Below are 16,631 nucleotides of genomic sequence, written 5' to 3' on the forward strand. Positions count from 1 at the left end.
TGCCAGAGGTTGGTGTGTTAATACGCCGCGTGGCGGCAGACAAGGGAACCCGTTTATGGGTATTGAGATCGAACGCAAATTTTTACTCCGTAATGATGACTGGCGGGCCGCGGCCGATGCTGGCACGCGTATGCGCCAGGGGTATTTTGCCGGGCCGCAGCGGGCCTCGATCCGCGTACGCATTGAGGGTGAATCGGCCAACCTGAATATCAAGAGTGCCGAGTTGGGCATCCGTCGGCTGGAATTTGAATACCCCGTGCCGCTGGTCGAGGCCGAACAAATGCTCGACGGCCTCTGTGAGGGGCCGCTGGTTGAGAAGACCCGTTACCGGCTTGTGTACGCGGGCTTTACCTGGGAGGTTGATGTCTTTGCCGGTGACAATGCCGGGCTGGTGGTGGCCGAGATCGAATTGCCGACGGAAGACAGTGCCTTTGAAAAACCCGACTGGCTGGGCGAGGAGGTCTCTGCCGACCCGCGTTATTACAATGTCAGCCTCGTGACACACCCGTATTGTGACTGGTAAGGGCCTGCGCGGCTGGCTGCTGGTTTGTTGCCTGGCGCTGTCCGCCTGTGAGCGGCCGGACTTGTCCGAGGCAGAACAACAGGCCATACGTTTTGCCGTGGCCAGTGCGCCCCTGAGTCTGGACCCGCGCCTGGCCACCGATGCCACGGCCGAGCGCATTAATCAGCTTTTATATCGGGGTCTGGTGACGTTTGATGCCGCGGCCAGACCGGTGCCGGACCTGGCCAGCTGGCAGGCGCTGTCGGCACGGCATTACCGTTTTCTGCTGGGTGACGACGGGCGGCAGCTCGGTGATGGCAGTCGCCTGCTGGCCGCGCAGGTCAAGGCCTTTTACGATTTTGTGCTGGCGCCAGACAAGGCCTCGCCGCATCGCGGCAATCTCGCACATATCCGGCGCATCGTCGTGCTTGATGATGACCGGCTGGATTTTTTCCTCAGCCGTGACGACGTGCTGTTTCCGTCTCGCCTGGCATTGGGGATCGCGGTGCCGGATCAACACGGCCGCCTGCAGGGCAGTGGGGATTTCATACGCTACCGCGACAAGGCCTTGCATGATATATGGCTGCGGCGACTGCGCGACGGGCAATTGTTTCGTTTCCTGCATGTGGCTGACCCGACGGTGCGGGTTTTGAAACTGTTGCGCGGTGAGGTCGATATGTTACAAAACGACCTGCCACCGGAGATGATCCACTACCTCGAGGCGCAACCGGGGATCCGTATGCAGACACGCCCCGGTAGCAGCTTTACCTATCTGGGTTTTAATCTCGAGGATGCCCTGACCGGTCAGCACAAATTGCGTCAGGCGATCGCCATGGCCATAGATCGCCGGGCCATTATTCAACACCTGTTTGCCGGGCGTGCCCGTGCGGCGGCCTCGGTGTTACCGCCCGAACACTGGGCGGGCATAAAGGGAGAGGAGGGCATAGCCTACGCACCGCACAAGGCCCGGCAATTGCTCGCCGAACTGGGGTACTCCGCAGGGCGACGCCTGACGATTAGCTACAAGACCTCGACAGACCCGGTGCGTCTGCGTATCGCCACGGTGATACGGCAACAACTGGCCGAGGTGGGGATTGATGTCGAGATTAAGAGTTATGACTGGGGGACATTTTTTGCCGACATCAAGGCCGGTAACTTCCAGATGTACAGCCTCAGCTGGGTTGGGGTGCGTTCACCGGATATCTTTCAGTACCTCTTTCACAGCCAGTCACAGCCCCCGGTCGGGGCCAATCGCGGGCGGTATCGCAGTGCACACGCCGATGCCCTGATTGACAGTGCACTGGCAGAGGCCGATGAGGCCTTGATGCTTGACGGCTGGCAGAGATTACAGGCACAGCTACTTGCTGACCTGCCCTATGTGCCGTTATGGTATGAACATCAGGTGTTTGCCACGACCAGGGGTCTCGATGGCTATCACCTGCAGGCCGATGGCAGTTATGTCGGCCTTGGAACAGTGGAACACACACCACCATGAGCCACATGAGTCAGCAGACAGCCGCCATGATTAAAGTCAGTATTGCCAAGCAGACCCTGCAGCTCTGGCAGGGTGACGCCTGTGTGTTTGAGGCGCGGGTCGCAACGGCGAAGAACGGCCCCGGCGAACAGTTCGGCAGTGAGTGCACCCCGCGCGGGGCCCACATCATTCGTGCCAGGATCGGTGCAGGCTGTGCCGCCAACACGGTGTTTGTCGGCCGTCGGCCCACCGGTGAACGTTATTCTCCTGCCTTGCGGGCTGAAAGCCCTGAACGCGACTGGATATTGACGCGCATCCTCTGGTTGAGTGGCACCGAGCCGGGCCGCAATCGCCTCGGTCAGGTCGATACCATGCGTCGCTACATATATATCCACGGTTGCCCGGAGGAAGACCCGATGGGCATCCCGAGTTCACACGGCTGTATCAAGATGCGCAATGCGGATGTGATCGCCTTGTTTGATCGTGTTGCCGTGGGCACGCCAGTTATCATTTCTGAACAATAATGTTGAGTAGCATCATTAGCCGCCTGCTGGGAACCTTGTTTGTCCTGTTTGGCGTTAGTCTGATGGTGTTCCTGCTCATTCACCTTGTGCCCGGTGACCCGGTTGAGGTCATTCTCGGTGAACAGGCACAGGCCGCAGATCGGGAAAGCCTGCGTCAGGCCCTTGGTCTGGACAAGCCGCTTGCCACGCAATGGTGGGATTATATGCGGGGCCTGTTACATGCCGATCTGGGTCATTCCTTATATATACATCGTCCGGTTAGTGCGCTGATCCTCGAGCGTCTGCCTGCCAGCATTGAGCTGGCGCTGTTATCACTCCTGCTGGCCATGCTGCTGGCCCTGCCGCTGGGGCTGTTCGCGGCCACGCAGCGCGGCAGCGTTTGGGATTGGGCAACCAGTGGTTTTTCCCTGCTCGGTATCGCCATTCCCAACTTTGTTTTCGGGCCACTGCTTATACTGGTGTTCTCGATTTGGCTGGGCTGGTTCCCGGTCAGTGGCCGAGAGCAGGGGTTGTCGATTGTGCTGCCGGCCCTGACGCTGGCGACGGCGATGGCGGCGATCCTGTCACGCATGTTACGCAGCACGCTACTTGAGGTTCTGAGTGAAGAGTATATCCGTTGTGCCCGTGCCCGCGGCCTGAGCCCACTACGGATATTGTTTCGTCATGCCCTGAGCAATGCCATGCTGCCATTGATCACGTTGTTAGGCCTGCAACTCGGCGGCCTGTTGGCCGGGGCGGTGATAACGGAAACCGTGTTTGACTGGCCCGGGATAGGGCGCCTGACCGTCGAGGCCATTCAACGGCGTGATTACCCCTTGTTACAGGGCTGCGTATTATTCATCAGCGTGGTTTACGTCATGATTAACCTGCTCACGGACATGATGTATCGTTTCATCGACCCGCGTATCAGGGTGCAGGCATGAGAAGGGTTTTTGCCTACCTGCCTGCCGCCCTGTTACTCATTTGGGGCATTCTGGCGACAGCGGCATTCTGGTTGCCACTGACCCCGAACCATATTGCCCTCGATGTCATCCTACAGTCACCGGCGGTGAGTAATGGCCTTGGTTATGATGACCTCGGTCGTCCGGTACTGGATCGCCTGCTGGTCGGTGCGGGCACATCCTTGTTGGTGGCCTTTACGGTGATGTTGATCAGCCTGGTCATCGGTAGCACCGTGGGCGTGCTCAGTGCCTGGTGGGGCGGGCGTGCCGATCAGGTACTGATGCGCATTACCGATATCTTTCTCGCCTTCCCCGGTATCTTACTGGCTATTGCCCTGGCAGGACTGCTGGGTCCGGGCATCGGCAATCTCATGATCGCATTGAGCATCGTCGGCTGGGTGGGCTTTGCCAGACTGTCACGCGCGCAGGTGCTGGTGTTGCGCGAACGCGAACATGTCCAGGCGGCACAGGCACTCGGTACCGCCAGCTGGCGGATCCTGTTGTGGCATCTGTTGCCACTGATTGCCGCACCGCTGATCGTTGAGGCGACCTTTGCCGTGGCCGGGCTCATTATCGCGGAGGCAGGCCTGTCGTTTCTCGGTCTTGGTGTGCAACCGCCTGCCCCCTCATGGGGGAGCATGATCCGTGACGGCGCGCGCTATCTGTTGGTCGCCCCGCACCTGGTGGTGGTGCCAGGTGTCGCCTTAATGAGTATCGTACTGGCCATTAACCTGCTCGGCGATCAATTACGAGACCGTTTGGATGTCAAAACCGGGTAGTGCCGTAATAATCAAAGACCGGGTGATGGCTCGCCGCCTGGTTGCGTAAGCCTGGCAAATTCGCTAGCCTGACTTGAGTTGAAAAATACTATTCATTACTGGCCACTTACCTGAGCATCCATGCAAGCCATTACCGCTGATGAAAGCCAGGATATCTGCCTGCAGGCACAAGGTTTGTGCTGTGTGCGCGATGACCGTGAGCTGTTCAATGATCTGGGTTTTTCCTTGCGACCACAGCAGGCATTACTGGTAGAGGGCCGTAACGGCAGCGGCAAGTCCACATTATTGCGTATCCTCTGCGGTATTCGTCGACAGGACAGTGGTGAAGTGAACTGGTGTGGAGAGGCCATCGACAGGCTCGGCACCGACTATCATGCGCAGCTTGCCTATGTCGGACACACAGACGGCAACAAACTGGATCTGACCGCAGAGGAAAACCTGTGTATCGCGCAGGCCCTGGGTAAGCCGGCCGGCATGAGCGTGGAGGATGCACTGGAGCGGGTAGACTTGTATGGCTATGAAGATGTTTTGGCGCGTAGCCTGTCTGCCGGTCAGCGTCGCCGTCTTGCCCTGGCGCGGCTGCTGGTGACCGATTGTCGCTTGTGGATACTCGATGAACCGTTTACGGCGATGGACAGACAAAGTCGGGGAGTGTTTTGTGAACTTCTGGAAAGTCACACCGCCCAGGGGGGGATGCTGGTACTGACCGCGCATCACGACATCGCACTCGGCAACATTGATCTTATGCATCTTAATCTATCCGCATGAGCCGTTCTTCACTCTCCCGGGCATTCTTTTTTCTCTTGCAACGCGATCTGCTGCTGGCCTTCCGTCGCCGTGCCGAGGTGGTGAACCCGCTGCTGTTCTTTGTACTGGTGATCAGCCTGTTTCCCCTCGGTGTCGGTAACAAGCCGCAATTGTTGCAGGACATGGCACCGGGAGTTATCTGGGTGGCGGCATTGCTGGCAGCGATGTTGTCGTTAGAGAGTATTTTTCGATCGGATTTCGAAGACGGTTCACTGGAACAGCTGTTGCTGAGTGCCCAGCCAGCGCCATTGCTGGTGTTGGCGAAGGTGACCGCGCACTGGTTAGTGACCGGTGTGCCACTGATTATCACGGCGCCATTACTCGGCATGCTGTTAGGGTTGCCCGGGCAGTCTATCGGCGTACTCATGCTTACCTTGTTGTTGGGGACACCCGTATTGAGTCTGATTGGCGCCATCGGCGTGGCGCTGACGGTGGGGCTGCGACGGGGCGGTATTATTCTGTCATTGTTGGTACTGCCGCTATATGTGCCGGTGTTGATCTTCGCCAGCAATGCGGTAGAGATGGCCATGGCCGGACTGCCTATCGTGGCGCAGTTGAATATACTCGCGGCGCTATTGTTTCTGGCCCTGGCCTTGACGCCGCTGGCGACGACGGCCGCATTACGCATTAGTGTGAGTTGAACGATGATGAAATTTCTACACAAGCTGACATCACCGCCATACTTCTACCACTTCAGCGGGCGGCTGCTACCGTGGCTGTCCGGCTTATGCCTGTTGCTGCTGCTCGCCGGCCTGTACGGTGGGCTGGTACTGGCACCGGCCGATTATCAGCAGGGTGACAGTTTCCGCATCATCTACGTGCATGTGCCCAGTGCGTGGATGTCACTCTTTATATATATCGTGATGGCGGTTGCCGGCGGTGTTGCCCTGGTGTGGCGCATAAAGCTGGCCGAGGTGATTGCCGTGAGCAGTGCGCCGGTGGGCGCGAGTTTTACCTTCCTCGCCCTGATAACCGGTTCGCTGTGGGGCAAGCCGATGTGGGGTGCCTGGTGGGTGTGGGATGCGCGCCTGACATCCGAATTGCTGTTGCTGTTCCTGTATCTCGGCGTCATTGCGTTATACAGTGCCATCGAGGATAAACGCGCAGCGGCCAGGGCAGTAGGCATCCTGGCGCTGGTGGGTGTGGTCAATATTCCGATTATTCATTATTCGGTGGAGTGGTGGAATACTTTGCACCAGGGCCCGACGCTGACCAAGTTTGATGCACCGTCTATCCATACGTCCATGCTGATCCCACTGTTGCTAATGGCGGTGGCGTTCAAATTGTATTACGGCATTGCCGTATTGTTGCGTGCACGCAATGAGCTGTTGCAGCGCGAGCCTAACAGTGGCTGGGTCGCGGAACTCCCGGAGGTAAAATGAACCTGGCAGAATTTTTCGATATGGGCGGCTATGCCTTTTATGTGTGGATGTCCTATGGCATCGCATTGCTGGTATTAGCGGTCAATCTTGTTTTGCCGATGCGACAGCACAAGGACCTGTTGCGCAGGATTGCCCGGCGAACAAGGCGGCAGGCAAAACAAGCATGACACCGGCACGCAGGAAACGCCTGGTGCTCATCGGGCTGATGGTTCTCGGTATTGTTATTGCGACCGCGTTTGCCTTGAAGGCCTTTAACGAGAACCTGATGTTCTTCTTCTCGACCAGTGAGGTGGTTGCGGGCAAGGCACCGCAGAATGCCACGTTTCGTCTCGGTGGCATGGTGGTGAAGGGCAGCGTGCAACGCCCCGGCGATGGCCTGACCGTGTGGTTTGACCTCACCGACAATGCCAGGGTGGTGCACGTGCAGTACACCGGCATCTTGCCGGACCTGTTCCGGGAAGGACAGGGCATCGTCGCCAACGGTCGACTGCGGGAGGATAAGCTGTTCGTCGCCGAGGAAGTACTGGCCAAACACGATGAAAACTATATGCCGCCGGAGGTCGCCGACAGCATGAAGCCGCGACAACAAGGCCTGGGTGCCGCGCAATGATCCCGGAACTCGGTCACTTCGCCTTGATCCTGGCGTTGTCGATGGCACTGGTGCAGGCGGTCGTTCCCCTCGTTGGTGCCGCCCGCGGGTTATCGGGCTGGATTGCCGTGGCCCGACCCGCGGCCCGCGCCCAGTTGCTGTGCCTGGTCATCGCCTTTGCCTGCCTCACCTCTGCCTTCATTGGCAATGATTTTTCCGTGTTGTATGTGACGCGCAATTCTAATACCGACCTGCCGTTGCTGTACCGCATCGCCGCCGTTTGGGGTGCCCATGAAGGTTCGTTGTTATTGTGGGCCCTGGTGCTGGCGATGTGGAGCGGCGCGGTGACGGTGTTCAGCCGTAGTGTGCCGGAGACCATGGTGGCACGGGTCCTCGGTGTGATGGGGCTGGTCAGCGTGGGTTTCCTGTTGTTCATGTTGTTCACCTCGAATCCTTTTGAGCGCCAGTTCCCGATACCGCTGCAAGGTCGTGACCTGAATCCGTTGTTGCAGGACTTCGGCCTGGCGATCCATCCGCCCATGCTGTACATGGGTTATGTCGGTTTCTCGGTAGCGTTTGCATTTGCCATTGCGGCCCTGCTCGGTGGCCACCTGGATGCGGCCTGGGCGCGCTGGTCACGGCCGTGGACGAGTATCGCCTGGGTGTTTCTCACCGGCGGTATCGCCCTGGGCAGCTGGTGGGCCTATTACGAACTGGGTTGGGGTGGCTGGTGGTTCTGGGACCCGGTAGAAAATGCCTCCTTTATGCCGTGGCTGGTGGGAACAGCGTTGATGCATTCCCTGGCGGCGACTGAAAAACGCGGCACCTTCAAGGCGTGGACCGTGTTGCTGGCTATTTTCGCCTTTTCACTAAGCCTGCTGGGGACCTTCCTGGTGCGTTCCGGTGTGCTCACCTCGGTGCATGCCTTTGCCACTGATCCGAAACGCGGCGTCTTCATCCTGCTGTTCCTCGGCGTGGTGGTGGGTGGGTCACTGGCCTTGTATGCCTGGCGCGCGCCGCAGATACGCAGTACTGCGCACTTCGAACTCGTCTCACGCGAGACCGGTCTGCTACTCAACAACGTCCTGTTGGTGGTCGTGGCCGCGAGTATTTTGTTGGGCACGCTCTATCCGCTGGTCATCGATGCCCTGGGGATCGGCAAGATCTCGGTGGGACCACCGTACTTCAACAGTGTGTTCGTGCCGCTGACCATCCCGCTGGCACTGCTGGTGGGTGTCGGTGCGCTGGCGCGCTGGAAACAGGACAGTCTCAAGAGCCTGTTGTGGCGACTGCGTTACGTCTTCGGTGCCAGCCTGATCATCGGTGTGCTGTTTCCGCTGTTGTTCATGTCCCATGTGCTCTGGCAGGCGATGCTGGGCATGGTGCTGGCAGCGTGGGTGAGCCTGTCCACACTATATGGTCTGGTGGATCGGGTAGCCAATAAGCCGCATCCGTGGCGGGCGTTGCGGTCGGTGCCGCGGGGATTTTATGGCATGAGCCTGGCGCACCTTGGCATTGCCGTGTTCACTGTCGGCGTGACCCTCACCAGTCTCTATAGCGATGAACAGGATGTGCGCCTGGCGCCGGGTGAGGGGTATGAACTCGGCGGCTATCGTTTCCAGTTCGATGGCGTGAAACGTGTCAATGGCCCCAACTACCTTGCCAACGAAGGCCAGCTGAGCGTGACCCGCAATGGTGAGCAGGTGGCTGTCTTGACGCCACAGAAACGTTTTTATGGCACCTCAACCAACCCCATGACCGAGGCGGCCATTGATGCCGGTCTTACCCGCGACCTGTTTGTTGCGCTGGGCGAACCGCTCGGCAAGGAGGGCGCCTGGAGTGTGCGTCTATATCACAAGCCTTACATCCGCTGGATTTGGCTTGGTGCCGTATTCATGTCACTGGGTGGGCTGCTGGCGGCCACCGATAGACGTTACCGGTTGGCGGCGCGGCGCAGCCGCGACGACGCCCGCGTGACAGGTAGTGGCGCTGGCCTGGGGGCAACGTCATGACACGTTATCTTCTGCCACTGGGTATTTTTATTGGCCTGGTTGTGTTGCTGGCGGCGGGACTGACCCTTAACCCGCGATATGTGCCATCACCACTTATCGATAAACCCGCGCCGGTCTTCAGTTTGCCGCAGTTGCACAGGCCGGACCAGAGCATTAGTCCGGCGGATATGTTGGGCAAGGTATGGTTGCTGAATGTGTGGGCCTCTTGGTGTGTGGCCTGTCGCGCCGAGCATCCACTGATGAATGAACTGGCGCGCAGCGGTGAGGTGGCGATCATCGGCCTGAATTATAAAGACCGCCCGGAGGCCGCATTGCAATGGCTCAGGCAGTTGGACAATCCCTATCGCATCAGCGCAGTGGACGAGGCGGGTCGAGCCGGTATCGATTGGGGTGTGTACGGCGTGCCGGAAACCTTCGTCGTCGATAAACAGGGCATTATTCGTTACAAGCATGTTGGCCCAGTGGAGAAAAAAGACTTAGAAGAGACGATCCTGCCACTGGTGCGGCAACTGGTGCAGAAACCCGCATGAGACGGATACTGACAACTGCGTTGTTGTTTGTGAGCCTGCTGCTGCAGGCCGGCGTTGAGGTGCAGCACTTCGATACCCCGGAACAGGAAGCGCGCTACAAGACCCTGATCAACGAACTGCGTTGCCTGGTCTGCCAAAACCAGAACCTGGCGGACTCCAATGCCGAACTGGCACAAGACCTGCGCCGGCAAACCTACGAGATGATCATCAAGGGTGACGCGGACGAGGAGATTGTCGGTTACATGGTGGCCCGCTATGGTGATTTTGTATTATACCGACCACCGTTTAAACGCAGCACCGCGTTGTTGTGGGCTGGGCCATTCATTCTTCTCTTCATTGGTCTGACAATCGTGTTCTTGTTTATCCGCCGTCGTAATCGGGAAGATGTGCCGCCGCTGAGTGAAGCGCAACGGCAACGGACTCGGCGCTTGCTTGAGGCGGGGGATAAAGACCAATGATCAGCTTCTGGATGATTGCCATTACGCTAATGGTCGTGGTGTTGGCATGGCTGGCGCCTGCCCTGTTGGGGCGTCGCCATGCGCCGGAAGGGGATCGTAATGAACAAAATGTGCGCATCGCCCGCGAACGCCTGCGCGAACTGGAAGCGGATCTGCACAGTGGTGCGATCACCGCGGTGCAGTTTGATCAATCCCGCAACGAACTTGAGTTGGCGCTACTGACGGATGTCTCCGTGGATAGCGCGCAGGTTGTAAACAAGCAGACTGGCAGTGAGCCCTGGGCCATTGCCCTGTTGATATTGATAGTGCCGATACTCTCCGCGTCCCTGTATCTGTACCTGGGCCACCCTGCCGCATTGCGTGGCGACAGCGCTTCAGACAAGGCGCAGCTGCCTGCAGATCATGTGGCGGCCGTGGGGACTGACGAACTGCCTAGCATGCAGGATATGCTGGCAAGACTGCAGACCCGGCTGGAACAACAGCCGGACGATGCCGAGGGCTGGTTTACCCTCGGTCGCACCTATATGACCATGGGGCGTTACCCCGAGGCCGCCGAGGCGCTGGAGACAGTGCATCGACTGGTGGGCGACCATCCTTCGGTGCTGTTGTCCTATGCCAATGCCCTGGTTATGAGCAATGGCGGGCGTCTCACCGGCAAAGCGTTTGCACTCATCCAGAAGGTTTTGCAGGCGACACCTGATGACCCTACCGCGCTATGGCTGGCGGGCATCGGTTACGAAGAGCAGGGCGATTATGCCGCCGCAGTGCATCACTGGAAGCGCCTGCAAGCCTTGCTGGTGGATGAGGATGTCGAATCGCAGACGGAGGTTCGGCAACGTATCGCCGGCGCCGAAGAAAAACGGGACCGTAAGTTGAACGTTGGGGGGGCGGCGCCTGCCGCAAGGCTGACGGTGAGGGTGTCACTGGACCCGGCACTACAGGACAGGGTCCGGCCCACGGATACACTGTTTGTGTTTGCCCGCGCCATGCAGGGGTCACCCATGCCACTGGCGGTGGTGCGTAAACAGGTACGCGATTTGCCCCTCGAGGTGACGCTGGATGATGCCATGGCCATGATGCCGAGCATGAGGCTGTCGAGATTCTCCGAGGTGCTGGTGGGGGCACGTATTTCCAAAAGTGGTAACGCCATGGTGCAAAGCGGTGACTTGAGTGGTGAGATCGGTGCTGTTTCCATTACCCGCACGTCACCGGTACTGGTCGTCATCAATGCAGAGCAACCCTGATGCGGGTCGTTGGGGGAGCTGTACTACTATCCGGGGGATCAAATACGTGACTGACCGGGCCTAAGGACCTAGAATCCGCTACAGGGATATAATAACCGTTCCGACTTTGACGGGGTAATAAGGCTATGCACAGAGAAAAAAAAATGCTCGGTTGGCGCGAGTGGGTATCATTACCTGAGCTGGGGGTCCCGGCGATCAAGGCCAAGGTCGATACCGGGGCAAGAAGTTCGGCCCTGCATGCCTATTTTGTGGAACCCTACCATGAAGATGGTGTGTTAATGGTGAAGTTTGGCCTGCACCCTGAACAGGACAGCACGGATACTGAAATACTATGCACGGCAAGGGTAAAAGATGAACGCATGGTCACCGATTCAGGTGGGCGTAGTGAGCATCGTTATGTCATCGAAACCATGATAAGTCTCGGTGATGAGAGCTGGCAGGCTGAGATGACCCTGACCAATCGTGATACAATGGGCTTCAGGATGTTACTAGGACGTACGGCGATGGCGAAACGTTATATTGTCGATCCCCATGCCTCTTATCTTGAAGGTAAAAAAATAAAATAACCTAGTACCCCGTTTGTTCTTTGTTAAACTGTTCGTTAAAACTAATAACGTATCCGGAAAATAACTGGCCAGGTATTAATTATGAAAATCGCAATCTTATCCAGAAATAAAAAACTCTATTCCACCCGTCGCCTCATCGAAGCAGCAGAGGCACTGGGCCACGAGGTCATGGTCGCCGATACCCTGCATTGTTATATGGATATTACCTCGAACAAACCTACGGTTCAGTACAAGGGGGAGGAACTGAATGATTACGATGCAGTGATCCCGCGGATCGGTGCATCGATTACCTTCTATGGTACGGCGGTACTGCGCCAGTTTGAGATGATGGGGGTCTACCCCTTAAACGAATCCGTGGCGATCTCGCGCTCACGTGACAAGTTGCGCTCCCTGCAACTGCTGTCGCGCAAGGGTATCGGCCTGCCGGTAACGGGGTTTTGCCACGCACCCGATAATATCCAGGACCTGATCAAACTGGTTGGCGGTGCACCGTTGGTGATTAAATTGCTCGAAGGTACACAGGGTATTGGTGTGGTACTGGCGGAGACCCACAAGGCAGCGGAGAGTGTCATCGAGGCCTTTATGGGACTGAAGGCCAATATCATGGTGCAGGAATATATCAAGGAGGCCGGTGGTGCCGATATCCGTTGTCTGGTTATCGGTGACAAGGTCGTCGCGGCCATGAAGCGCCAGGCCCAGGAAGGGGAATTTCGTTCCAACCTGCATCGTGGTGGTTCGGCCGAGGTGATCAAGTTGACCCCGGAAGAACGATCCACTGCAGTTCGTTCAGCCAGGATCATGGGTTTGAATGTCGCCGGTGTAGATATCCTGCGTTCCAACCACGGGCCGGTCGTGATGGAGGTAAATTCCTCACCGGGCCTGCGCGGCATCGAGGAGGCCACCGGTAAGGATGTGGCAGGTATGATCATCAAGTTTATCGAAAAGCAGGCCAAGCCCTATAAGACCCAGACACGCGGTAAGGGATAAATGAGCGATAATCGTATTACCATCAATGGCATCACAGTGCTGCCCGGGCAGCATAAGACTATCGACTTGCCATTGGGTACCTTGTATACGCATAGTCCATTGACGATGCCGGTGCGCGTGGTTTGTGGCAAAAAGCCCGGGCCGAAGCTTTTTGTCAGCGCCGCCATTCATGGCGACGAGTTGAACGGCGTTGAGATCATTCGTCGTCTGTTAAAATCTTCTTCCCTGAAACGTCTGCGGGGGGTATTGATTGCCATCCCTGTGGTCAATGTGCATGGCTTGTTACATCATTCTCGCTACCTGCCTGACCGGCGTGATCTGAATCGCAGTTTTCCGGGCAGTAACAGCGGTTCACTGGCTGCACGTATGGCACATATTTTCATGCAACAGATCGTAAACCAGTGTGATTACGGTATTGACCTGCATACCGGCGCCATTCATCGCAGCAACCTGCCGCAAATCCGGGCCAACCTTGATGATGAGGAAACGGCGCGCCTGGCCAAGACCTTTGGCGTGCCGGTACTCCTGAATTCCGACCTGCGTGACGGCTCTTTGCGTGAAGTGAGTGCGGCAGGTGGTACGCCGATCCTGTTATACGAAGGTGGTGAAGCCTTGCGTTTTGACGAGGTTTCGATCCGGGCAGGAGAAAAGGGTATCAGGAATGTTATGCGCGAGTTATCCATGCTGCCGCCGAGCAAATCCAAGAAAAAACCTCTCAAGTCAGTCGTGGCGCGTTCCAGTAGCTGGGCACGGGCCCAGATCAGTGGTGTGTTTCGTGCCGTGGTACCACTGGGGGCGCACATTACCGAGGAAACCGTGCTGGGTGTGATCGCGGACCCCTTTGGTGATAACGAATGGGAAGTGCGTGCCAATTATGAAGGCATTGTGATCGGCAGGAATAACCTGCCTCTGGTATACGATGGCGATGCCCTGTTCCATATAGCGCGTTTCAAGGAGGCTGGTTCGGTAGCCGAGAAAATCGACAATTTCCATGTAGACTTTCAAGCTGAAATCTTTGATAGCCCGGACATGGAATCTCCGATCATCTAAGCCCCTTAGCAGTGGGTGATTTTTGCTTGCCAGCCATGGCGGATTGGAGTAAATAGTCAGCCCTAGTGTGCAGACATGAAGAGTAGGTGGCCTTGAGCGTTGACATTGATTTATTAAAGACCTTTCTGGAAGTCAACCGGACTCGTCATTTCGGTAGGGCTTCAGAAAACCTGTTTGTCACCCAGTCGACGGTCAGTTCCCGTATCAAGCTTCTTGAAGAGGCCGTTGGCACCGCACTGTTTACGCGTACCCGCAATGACATTCAACTGACGGCGGCAGGCCAACGCCTGATCAGGCATGCAGAAAGTATGATCACGATCTGGAACCAGGCGCGACAGCAAATAGCCGTTGATGACGAAGACAAGATCCCCCTTACTATCGCCGGTATGCCCAGTCTCTGGGATATTGCCTTACAGGGCTGGTTGCACAAGTTATATGCCGAATATCGGCAGCTTGCACTGAGCGCGGAGGCGATCAGTAATGAGATGGTTAATCGTCGTCTCATGGAAGGTACTCTGGATATTGCCTTTACCTTTGATCCGGTAGTCTTAACGGGCATACAGAGTGTCGAGATCATGCACATCCCGCTGGTGATGGTCTCAACCAGGCCCGATCTGGATCTGCAGGCAGCTGTCAGGCGTGACTATGTACTCGTCGATTGGGGCACAACCTTTGCCGGCATTCATGCCCGTAACTTTAGCGACATGTCGACCCCATCATTGCGCACGGGTCTCGGGCGGCTGGCGCTGGACTTTATCCTTGAGTGTGGAGGGACGGCCTATCTGGCGGAGCCGATGGTCGATGTGCATATTCGGCAAGGTCATTTACACAAGGTGGTGGATGCCCCGGTGATTGAAAGGCCAGCCTATGCCTGTTTCCCTGAGGCTTCAGAAAAACAGGCATTGGTCATGAAGCTATTGGCGGATTTTACAGCCAGCCACTCGCCCTCATAAAAAGTCATCGAGTGCCAGGCGCAGGCGTTTCGCCTCGAGCAGGTCCTCTATCTTCCGGCGTATTTCCAGGCTACTGTGACTGGAGTGGTCTTTCTCATCGATATCCGTATTTATCTCGGTGTCGGTTACCGAATCATCCTCATCAAAATCATTGAGCTTGGCCATAGGACTTTTACCTCGCTATCTCTCAGTTAAGGGTTTACGTGCATGGCATTGTCGTTAATCTGGACCGGATAACAAATTAAGTTATCGATGTTCACAATCGAAATTTTCAATTAATTCCAGTCGGTAAGAGAATTTGCTTTTTCAATCGTACGGCGCAGATTTTTTTGTTATACAAGGACACCTCTATATCCTAAGTTCCTTGTGGCGGTATTTGGCCGCCATACTTTACCCAGCCGCGGGCGGGATATAGAGGAGAAGGAAATGAAATTACAGGTGGCATTATTGACAGCGGCATTGGTCTTATCCGGGCCGTTAGCCGCAGAAGAACAGGCAGAGGGCAGTAATGCCGAACAATTGGCGGCATGCACCCAGCTGGCAGAAGAAAATGGCTTGCAGGGCGAAGACCTGCAAAGCTTTATGTCTGAATGTGTTACCGCAGACAGCCGCAAGGAAAGCGACGCCTGATAGCACGCCGGTACCGCCGTAGCGTCCTGCTACGGCGGTCCCACCACCCCTCAACAGGTATAGAACTTGTTAAAAACCTACATTCTATGTTTTCATGCACACAATGCATGGAGACGTATAGATGTCGCTTGGCCCCCTGATGATAGATATTGCCGGTCTGGAGCTCGATACCCAGGACCGTAATCTATTAAAACACCCACTGGTTGGTGGTGTGATCCTGTTTGCACGCAATTTTGCGTCGACTGAACAGGTCAGTGAACTCGTCCGTAGCATCCATGCACTGCGCGAGACCCCCTTGCTGGTTGCCGTGGATCAGGAGGGCGGTCGTGTACAGCGTTTCCGTGAAGGTTTTACCCGCCTGCCACCGGTTGCCGACCTGGGAGAGTGTTATGACAAGGATGCCCGGCATGCCCGGGAGCTGGCGAAATATACGGGCTGGCTGAATGCCGCCGAGTTGCGCAGTGTCGGCATCGACCTGTCTTTTGCCCCGGTGCTCGACCTCAACTATGGCGTCAGTGGCGTCATCGGCGATCGTGCCTTTCACCGTGACCCGCAAATTGTCGCCGAACTGGCGCGCGCCTACATGCAGGGCATGGACGAGGCGGGTATGGCCGCCGTCGGTAAACATTTTCCGGGGCATGGCGCGATTGAGGCCGATTCGCACGAGGTGATCAGTATTGATAAACGTCGTTATGCGGATATCCGCGTCGACGACATGCTGCCGTTTGAGCGCATGATCCATTATGGCCTGCCGGCGGTCATGGTCGCCCATATTGTTTACCCGGCCTGTGATGATCAGGCCGCGGGGTTTTCGCGTTTCTGGTTACAGGATGTCCTGCGCGGTGAGCTGGAATTCAAGGGGGCGATCTTCAGTGACGACCTGTCCATGAAGGGGGCGGCCGTGGTTGGCAACGTGGTGGACCGGGCGCGTGCCGCGCTGGGTGCCGGCTGCGATATGGTCCTGGTCTGCAATGACCGCCCGGCGGCGATGCAGGCGCTTGATGAGCTGAATATGCAGGTAAAACCGGCCTCAAACGCGCGGCTACTGGCCCTACAGGGAAGACCGGGTTTTCCGCCTGAGACCTTGCGCAGCCAGGCCAAATGGCATAATGCGGCACGTGCCGTAGAAAGTTATAGCCTGAAAGAGACCCTTGACCTCGATATGTAGTGCTTGTGGTACAATTTTGCCCTGATAAATTTTAT

The 16,631-nt window shown here is 56.9% G+C and carries 21 protein-coding genes; 20 read left to right on the plus strand and 1 reads right to left on the minus strand.

Annotation, left to right across the window (positions count from 1 at the left end; genetic code table 11):
- Positions 1-55: 55 nt before the first annotated feature.
- The 18 genes from EL386_RS07065 to EL386_RS07150 all read left to right on the plus strand — a co-directional run bounded on the left by EL386_RS07065 (position 56) and on the right by EL386_RS07150 (position 14,798).
- The gene (locus EL386_RS07065; protein WP_126454766.1) at positions 56-523 is read left to right on the plus strand and encodes a CYTH domain-containing protein; all 468 of its coding nucleotides are present in this window, start codon (positions 56-58) and stop codon (positions 521-523) included.
- A complete protein-coding gene (locus tag EL386_RS07070; protein ID WP_197722169.1) occupies positions 513-1,997 on the plus strand; it encodes an ABC transporter substrate-binding protein in 1,485 nt (494 codons plus the stop codon). The genes EL386_RS07065 and EL386_RS07070 overlap by 11 nt, the downstream gene beginning before the upstream one ends.
- 5 nt (positions 1,998-2,002) lie before the next feature.
- On the plus strand, positions 2,003-2,500 hold the full coding sequence (locus EL386_RS07075) for a L,D-transpeptidase (RefSeq protein WP_126454768.1): 498 nt from the start codon (positions 2,003-2,005) through the stop codon (positions 2,498-2,500).
- Positions 2,500-3,423: a nickel ABC transporter permease gene (nikB, locus tag EL386_RS07080; protein ID WP_126454770.1), complete on the plus strand. Its 924-nt coding sequence runs from the start codon at positions 2,500-2,502 to the stop codon at positions 3,421-3,423. The genes EL386_RS07075 and nikB overlap by 1 nt, the downstream gene beginning before the upstream one ends.
- The gene (locus EL386_RS07085) at positions 3,420-4,220 is read left to right on the plus strand and encodes an ABC transporter permease (RefSeq protein WP_126454772.1); all 801 of its coding nucleotides are present in this window, start codon (positions 3,420-3,422) and stop codon (positions 4,218-4,220) included. The genes nikB and EL386_RS07085 overlap by 4 nt, the downstream gene beginning before the upstream one ends.
- A 120-nt stretch (positions 4,221-4,340) precedes the next feature.
- Entirely contained in the window at positions 4,341-4,988 is a 648-nt protein-coding gene (gene ccmA / locus EL386_RS07090) for a cytochrome c biogenesis heme-transporting ATPase CcmA (protein ID WP_126454774.1), read from the plus strand.
- Entirely contained in the window at positions 4,985-5,668 is a 684-nt protein-coding gene (gene ccmB, locus EL386_RS07095) for a heme exporter protein CcmB (protein ID WP_126454776.1), read from the plus strand. The genes ccmA and ccmB overlap by 4 nt, the downstream gene beginning before the upstream one ends.
- 3 nt (positions 5,669-5,671) lie before the next feature.
- The gene (locus EL386_RS07100) at positions 5,672-6,409 is read left to right on the plus strand and encodes a heme ABC transporter permease (RefSeq protein ID WP_148103030.1); all 738 of its coding nucleotides are present in this window, start codon (positions 5,672-5,674) and stop codon (positions 6,407-6,409) included.
- Entirely contained in the window at positions 6,406-6,576 is a 171-nt protein-coding gene (ccmD, locus tag EL386_RS07105) for a heme exporter protein CcmD (RefSeq protein ID WP_126454778.1), read from the plus strand. The genes EL386_RS07100 and ccmD overlap by 4 nt, the downstream gene beginning before the upstream one ends.
- Positions 6,573-7,019: a cytochrome c maturation protein CcmE gene (ccmE, locus tag EL386_RS07110; RefSeq protein WP_126454780.1), complete on the plus strand. Its 447-nt coding sequence runs from the start codon at positions 6,573-6,575 to the stop codon at positions 7,017-7,019. Before ccmD ends, ccmE begins: the two co-directional genes overlap by 4 nt.
- A complete protein-coding gene (locus EL386_RS07115; RefSeq protein ID WP_126454782.1) occupies positions 7,016-9,010 on the plus strand; it encodes a heme lyase CcmF/NrfE family subunit in 1,995 nt (664 codons plus the stop codon). The genes ccmE and EL386_RS07115 overlap by 4 nt, the downstream gene beginning before the upstream one ends.
- Positions 9,007-9,540 (plus strand): DsbE family thiol:disulfide interchange protein, encoded by a 534-nt coding sequence (locus EL386_RS07120; RefSeq protein WP_126454784.1) that lies wholly within the window; start codon positions 9,007-9,009, stop codon positions 9,538-9,540. The genes EL386_RS07115 and EL386_RS07120 overlap by 4 nt, the downstream gene beginning before the upstream one ends.
- Positions 9,537-9,998, plus strand: a complete 462-nt coding sequence (locus tag EL386_RS07125) for a cytochrome c-type biogenesis protein (RefSeq protein ID WP_126454786.1) — start codon at positions 9,537-9,539, stop codon at positions 9,996-9,998. The genes EL386_RS07120 and EL386_RS07125 overlap by 4 nt, the downstream gene beginning before the upstream one ends.
- Positions 9,995-11,242 (plus strand): c-type cytochrome biogenesis protein CcmI, encoded by a 1,248-nt coding sequence (ccmI, locus tag EL386_RS07130; RefSeq protein ID WP_126454788.1) that lies wholly within the window; start codon positions 9,995-9,997, stop codon positions 11,240-11,242. Before EL386_RS07125 ends, ccmI begins: the two co-directional genes overlap by 4 nt.
- Positions 11,243-11,367: 125 nt before the next feature.
- Positions 11,368-11,808 carry an ATP-dependent zinc protease family protein gene (locus EL386_RS07135; RefSeq protein ID WP_126454790.1) on the plus strand — a complete coding sequence of 147 codons (441 nt, stop codon included), beginning with the start codon at positions 11,368-11,370 and terminating at the stop codon, positions 11,806-11,808.
- A gap of 81 nt (positions 11,809-11,889) precedes the next feature.
- Positions 11,890-12,795 (plus strand): 30S ribosomal protein S6--L-glutamate ligase, encoded by a 906-nt coding sequence (rimK, locus tag EL386_RS07140; RefSeq protein ID WP_126454792.1) that lies wholly within the window; start codon positions 11,890-11,892, stop codon positions 12,793-12,795.
- Positions 12,796-13,845 (plus strand): succinylglutamate desuccinylase/aspartoacylase family protein, encoded by a 1,050-nt coding sequence (locus tag EL386_RS07145; RefSeq protein ID WP_126454794.1) that lies wholly within the window; start codon positions 12,796-12,798, stop codon positions 13,843-13,845.
- Between the two features lie 92 nt (positions 13,846-13,937).
- The gene (locus tag EL386_RS07150; protein ID WP_172597650.1) at positions 13,938-14,798 is read left to right on the plus strand and encodes a LysR family transcriptional regulator; all 861 of its coding nucleotides are present in this window, start codon (positions 13,938-13,940) and stop codon (positions 14,796-14,798) included.
- Here the strand turns inward: EL386_RS07150 and EL386_RS15615 are convergent.
- Positions 14,793-14,963: a PA3496 family putative envelope integrity protein gene (locus EL386_RS15615; RefSeq protein WP_172597651.1), complete on the minus strand. Its 171-nt coding sequence runs from the start codon at positions 14,961-14,963 to the stop codon at positions 14,793-14,795. The two genes, EL386_RS07150 and EL386_RS15615, sit on opposite strands and share 6 nt — an antisense overlap.
- A 261-nt stretch (positions 14,964-15,224) precedes the next feature.
- Here EL386_RS15615 and EL386_RS07155 point away from each other — a divergent pair, with 261 nt between their 5' ends.
- Together EL386_RS07155 and nagZ are read left to right on the plus strand one after the other, a co-directional pair.
- On the plus strand, positions 15,225-15,428 hold the full coding sequence (locus EL386_RS07155; RefSeq protein ID WP_126454798.1) for a PsiF family protein: 204 nt from the start codon (positions 15,225-15,227) through the stop codon (positions 15,426-15,428).
- 121 nt (positions 15,429-15,549) lie between these two features.
- Positions 15,550-16,596: a beta-N-acetylhexosaminidase gene (gene nagZ / locus EL386_RS07160; RefSeq protein WP_126454800.1), complete on the plus strand. Its 1,047-nt coding sequence runs from the start codon at positions 15,550-15,552 to the stop codon at positions 16,594-16,596.
- Positions 16,597-16,631 lie beyond the last annotated feature (35 nt).

This window comes from Sulfuriflexus mobilis (genome assembly GCF_003967195.1).
GTDB lineage: Bacteria > Pseudomonadota > Gammaproteobacteria > AKS1 > AKS1 > Sulfuriflexus > Sulfuriflexus mobilis.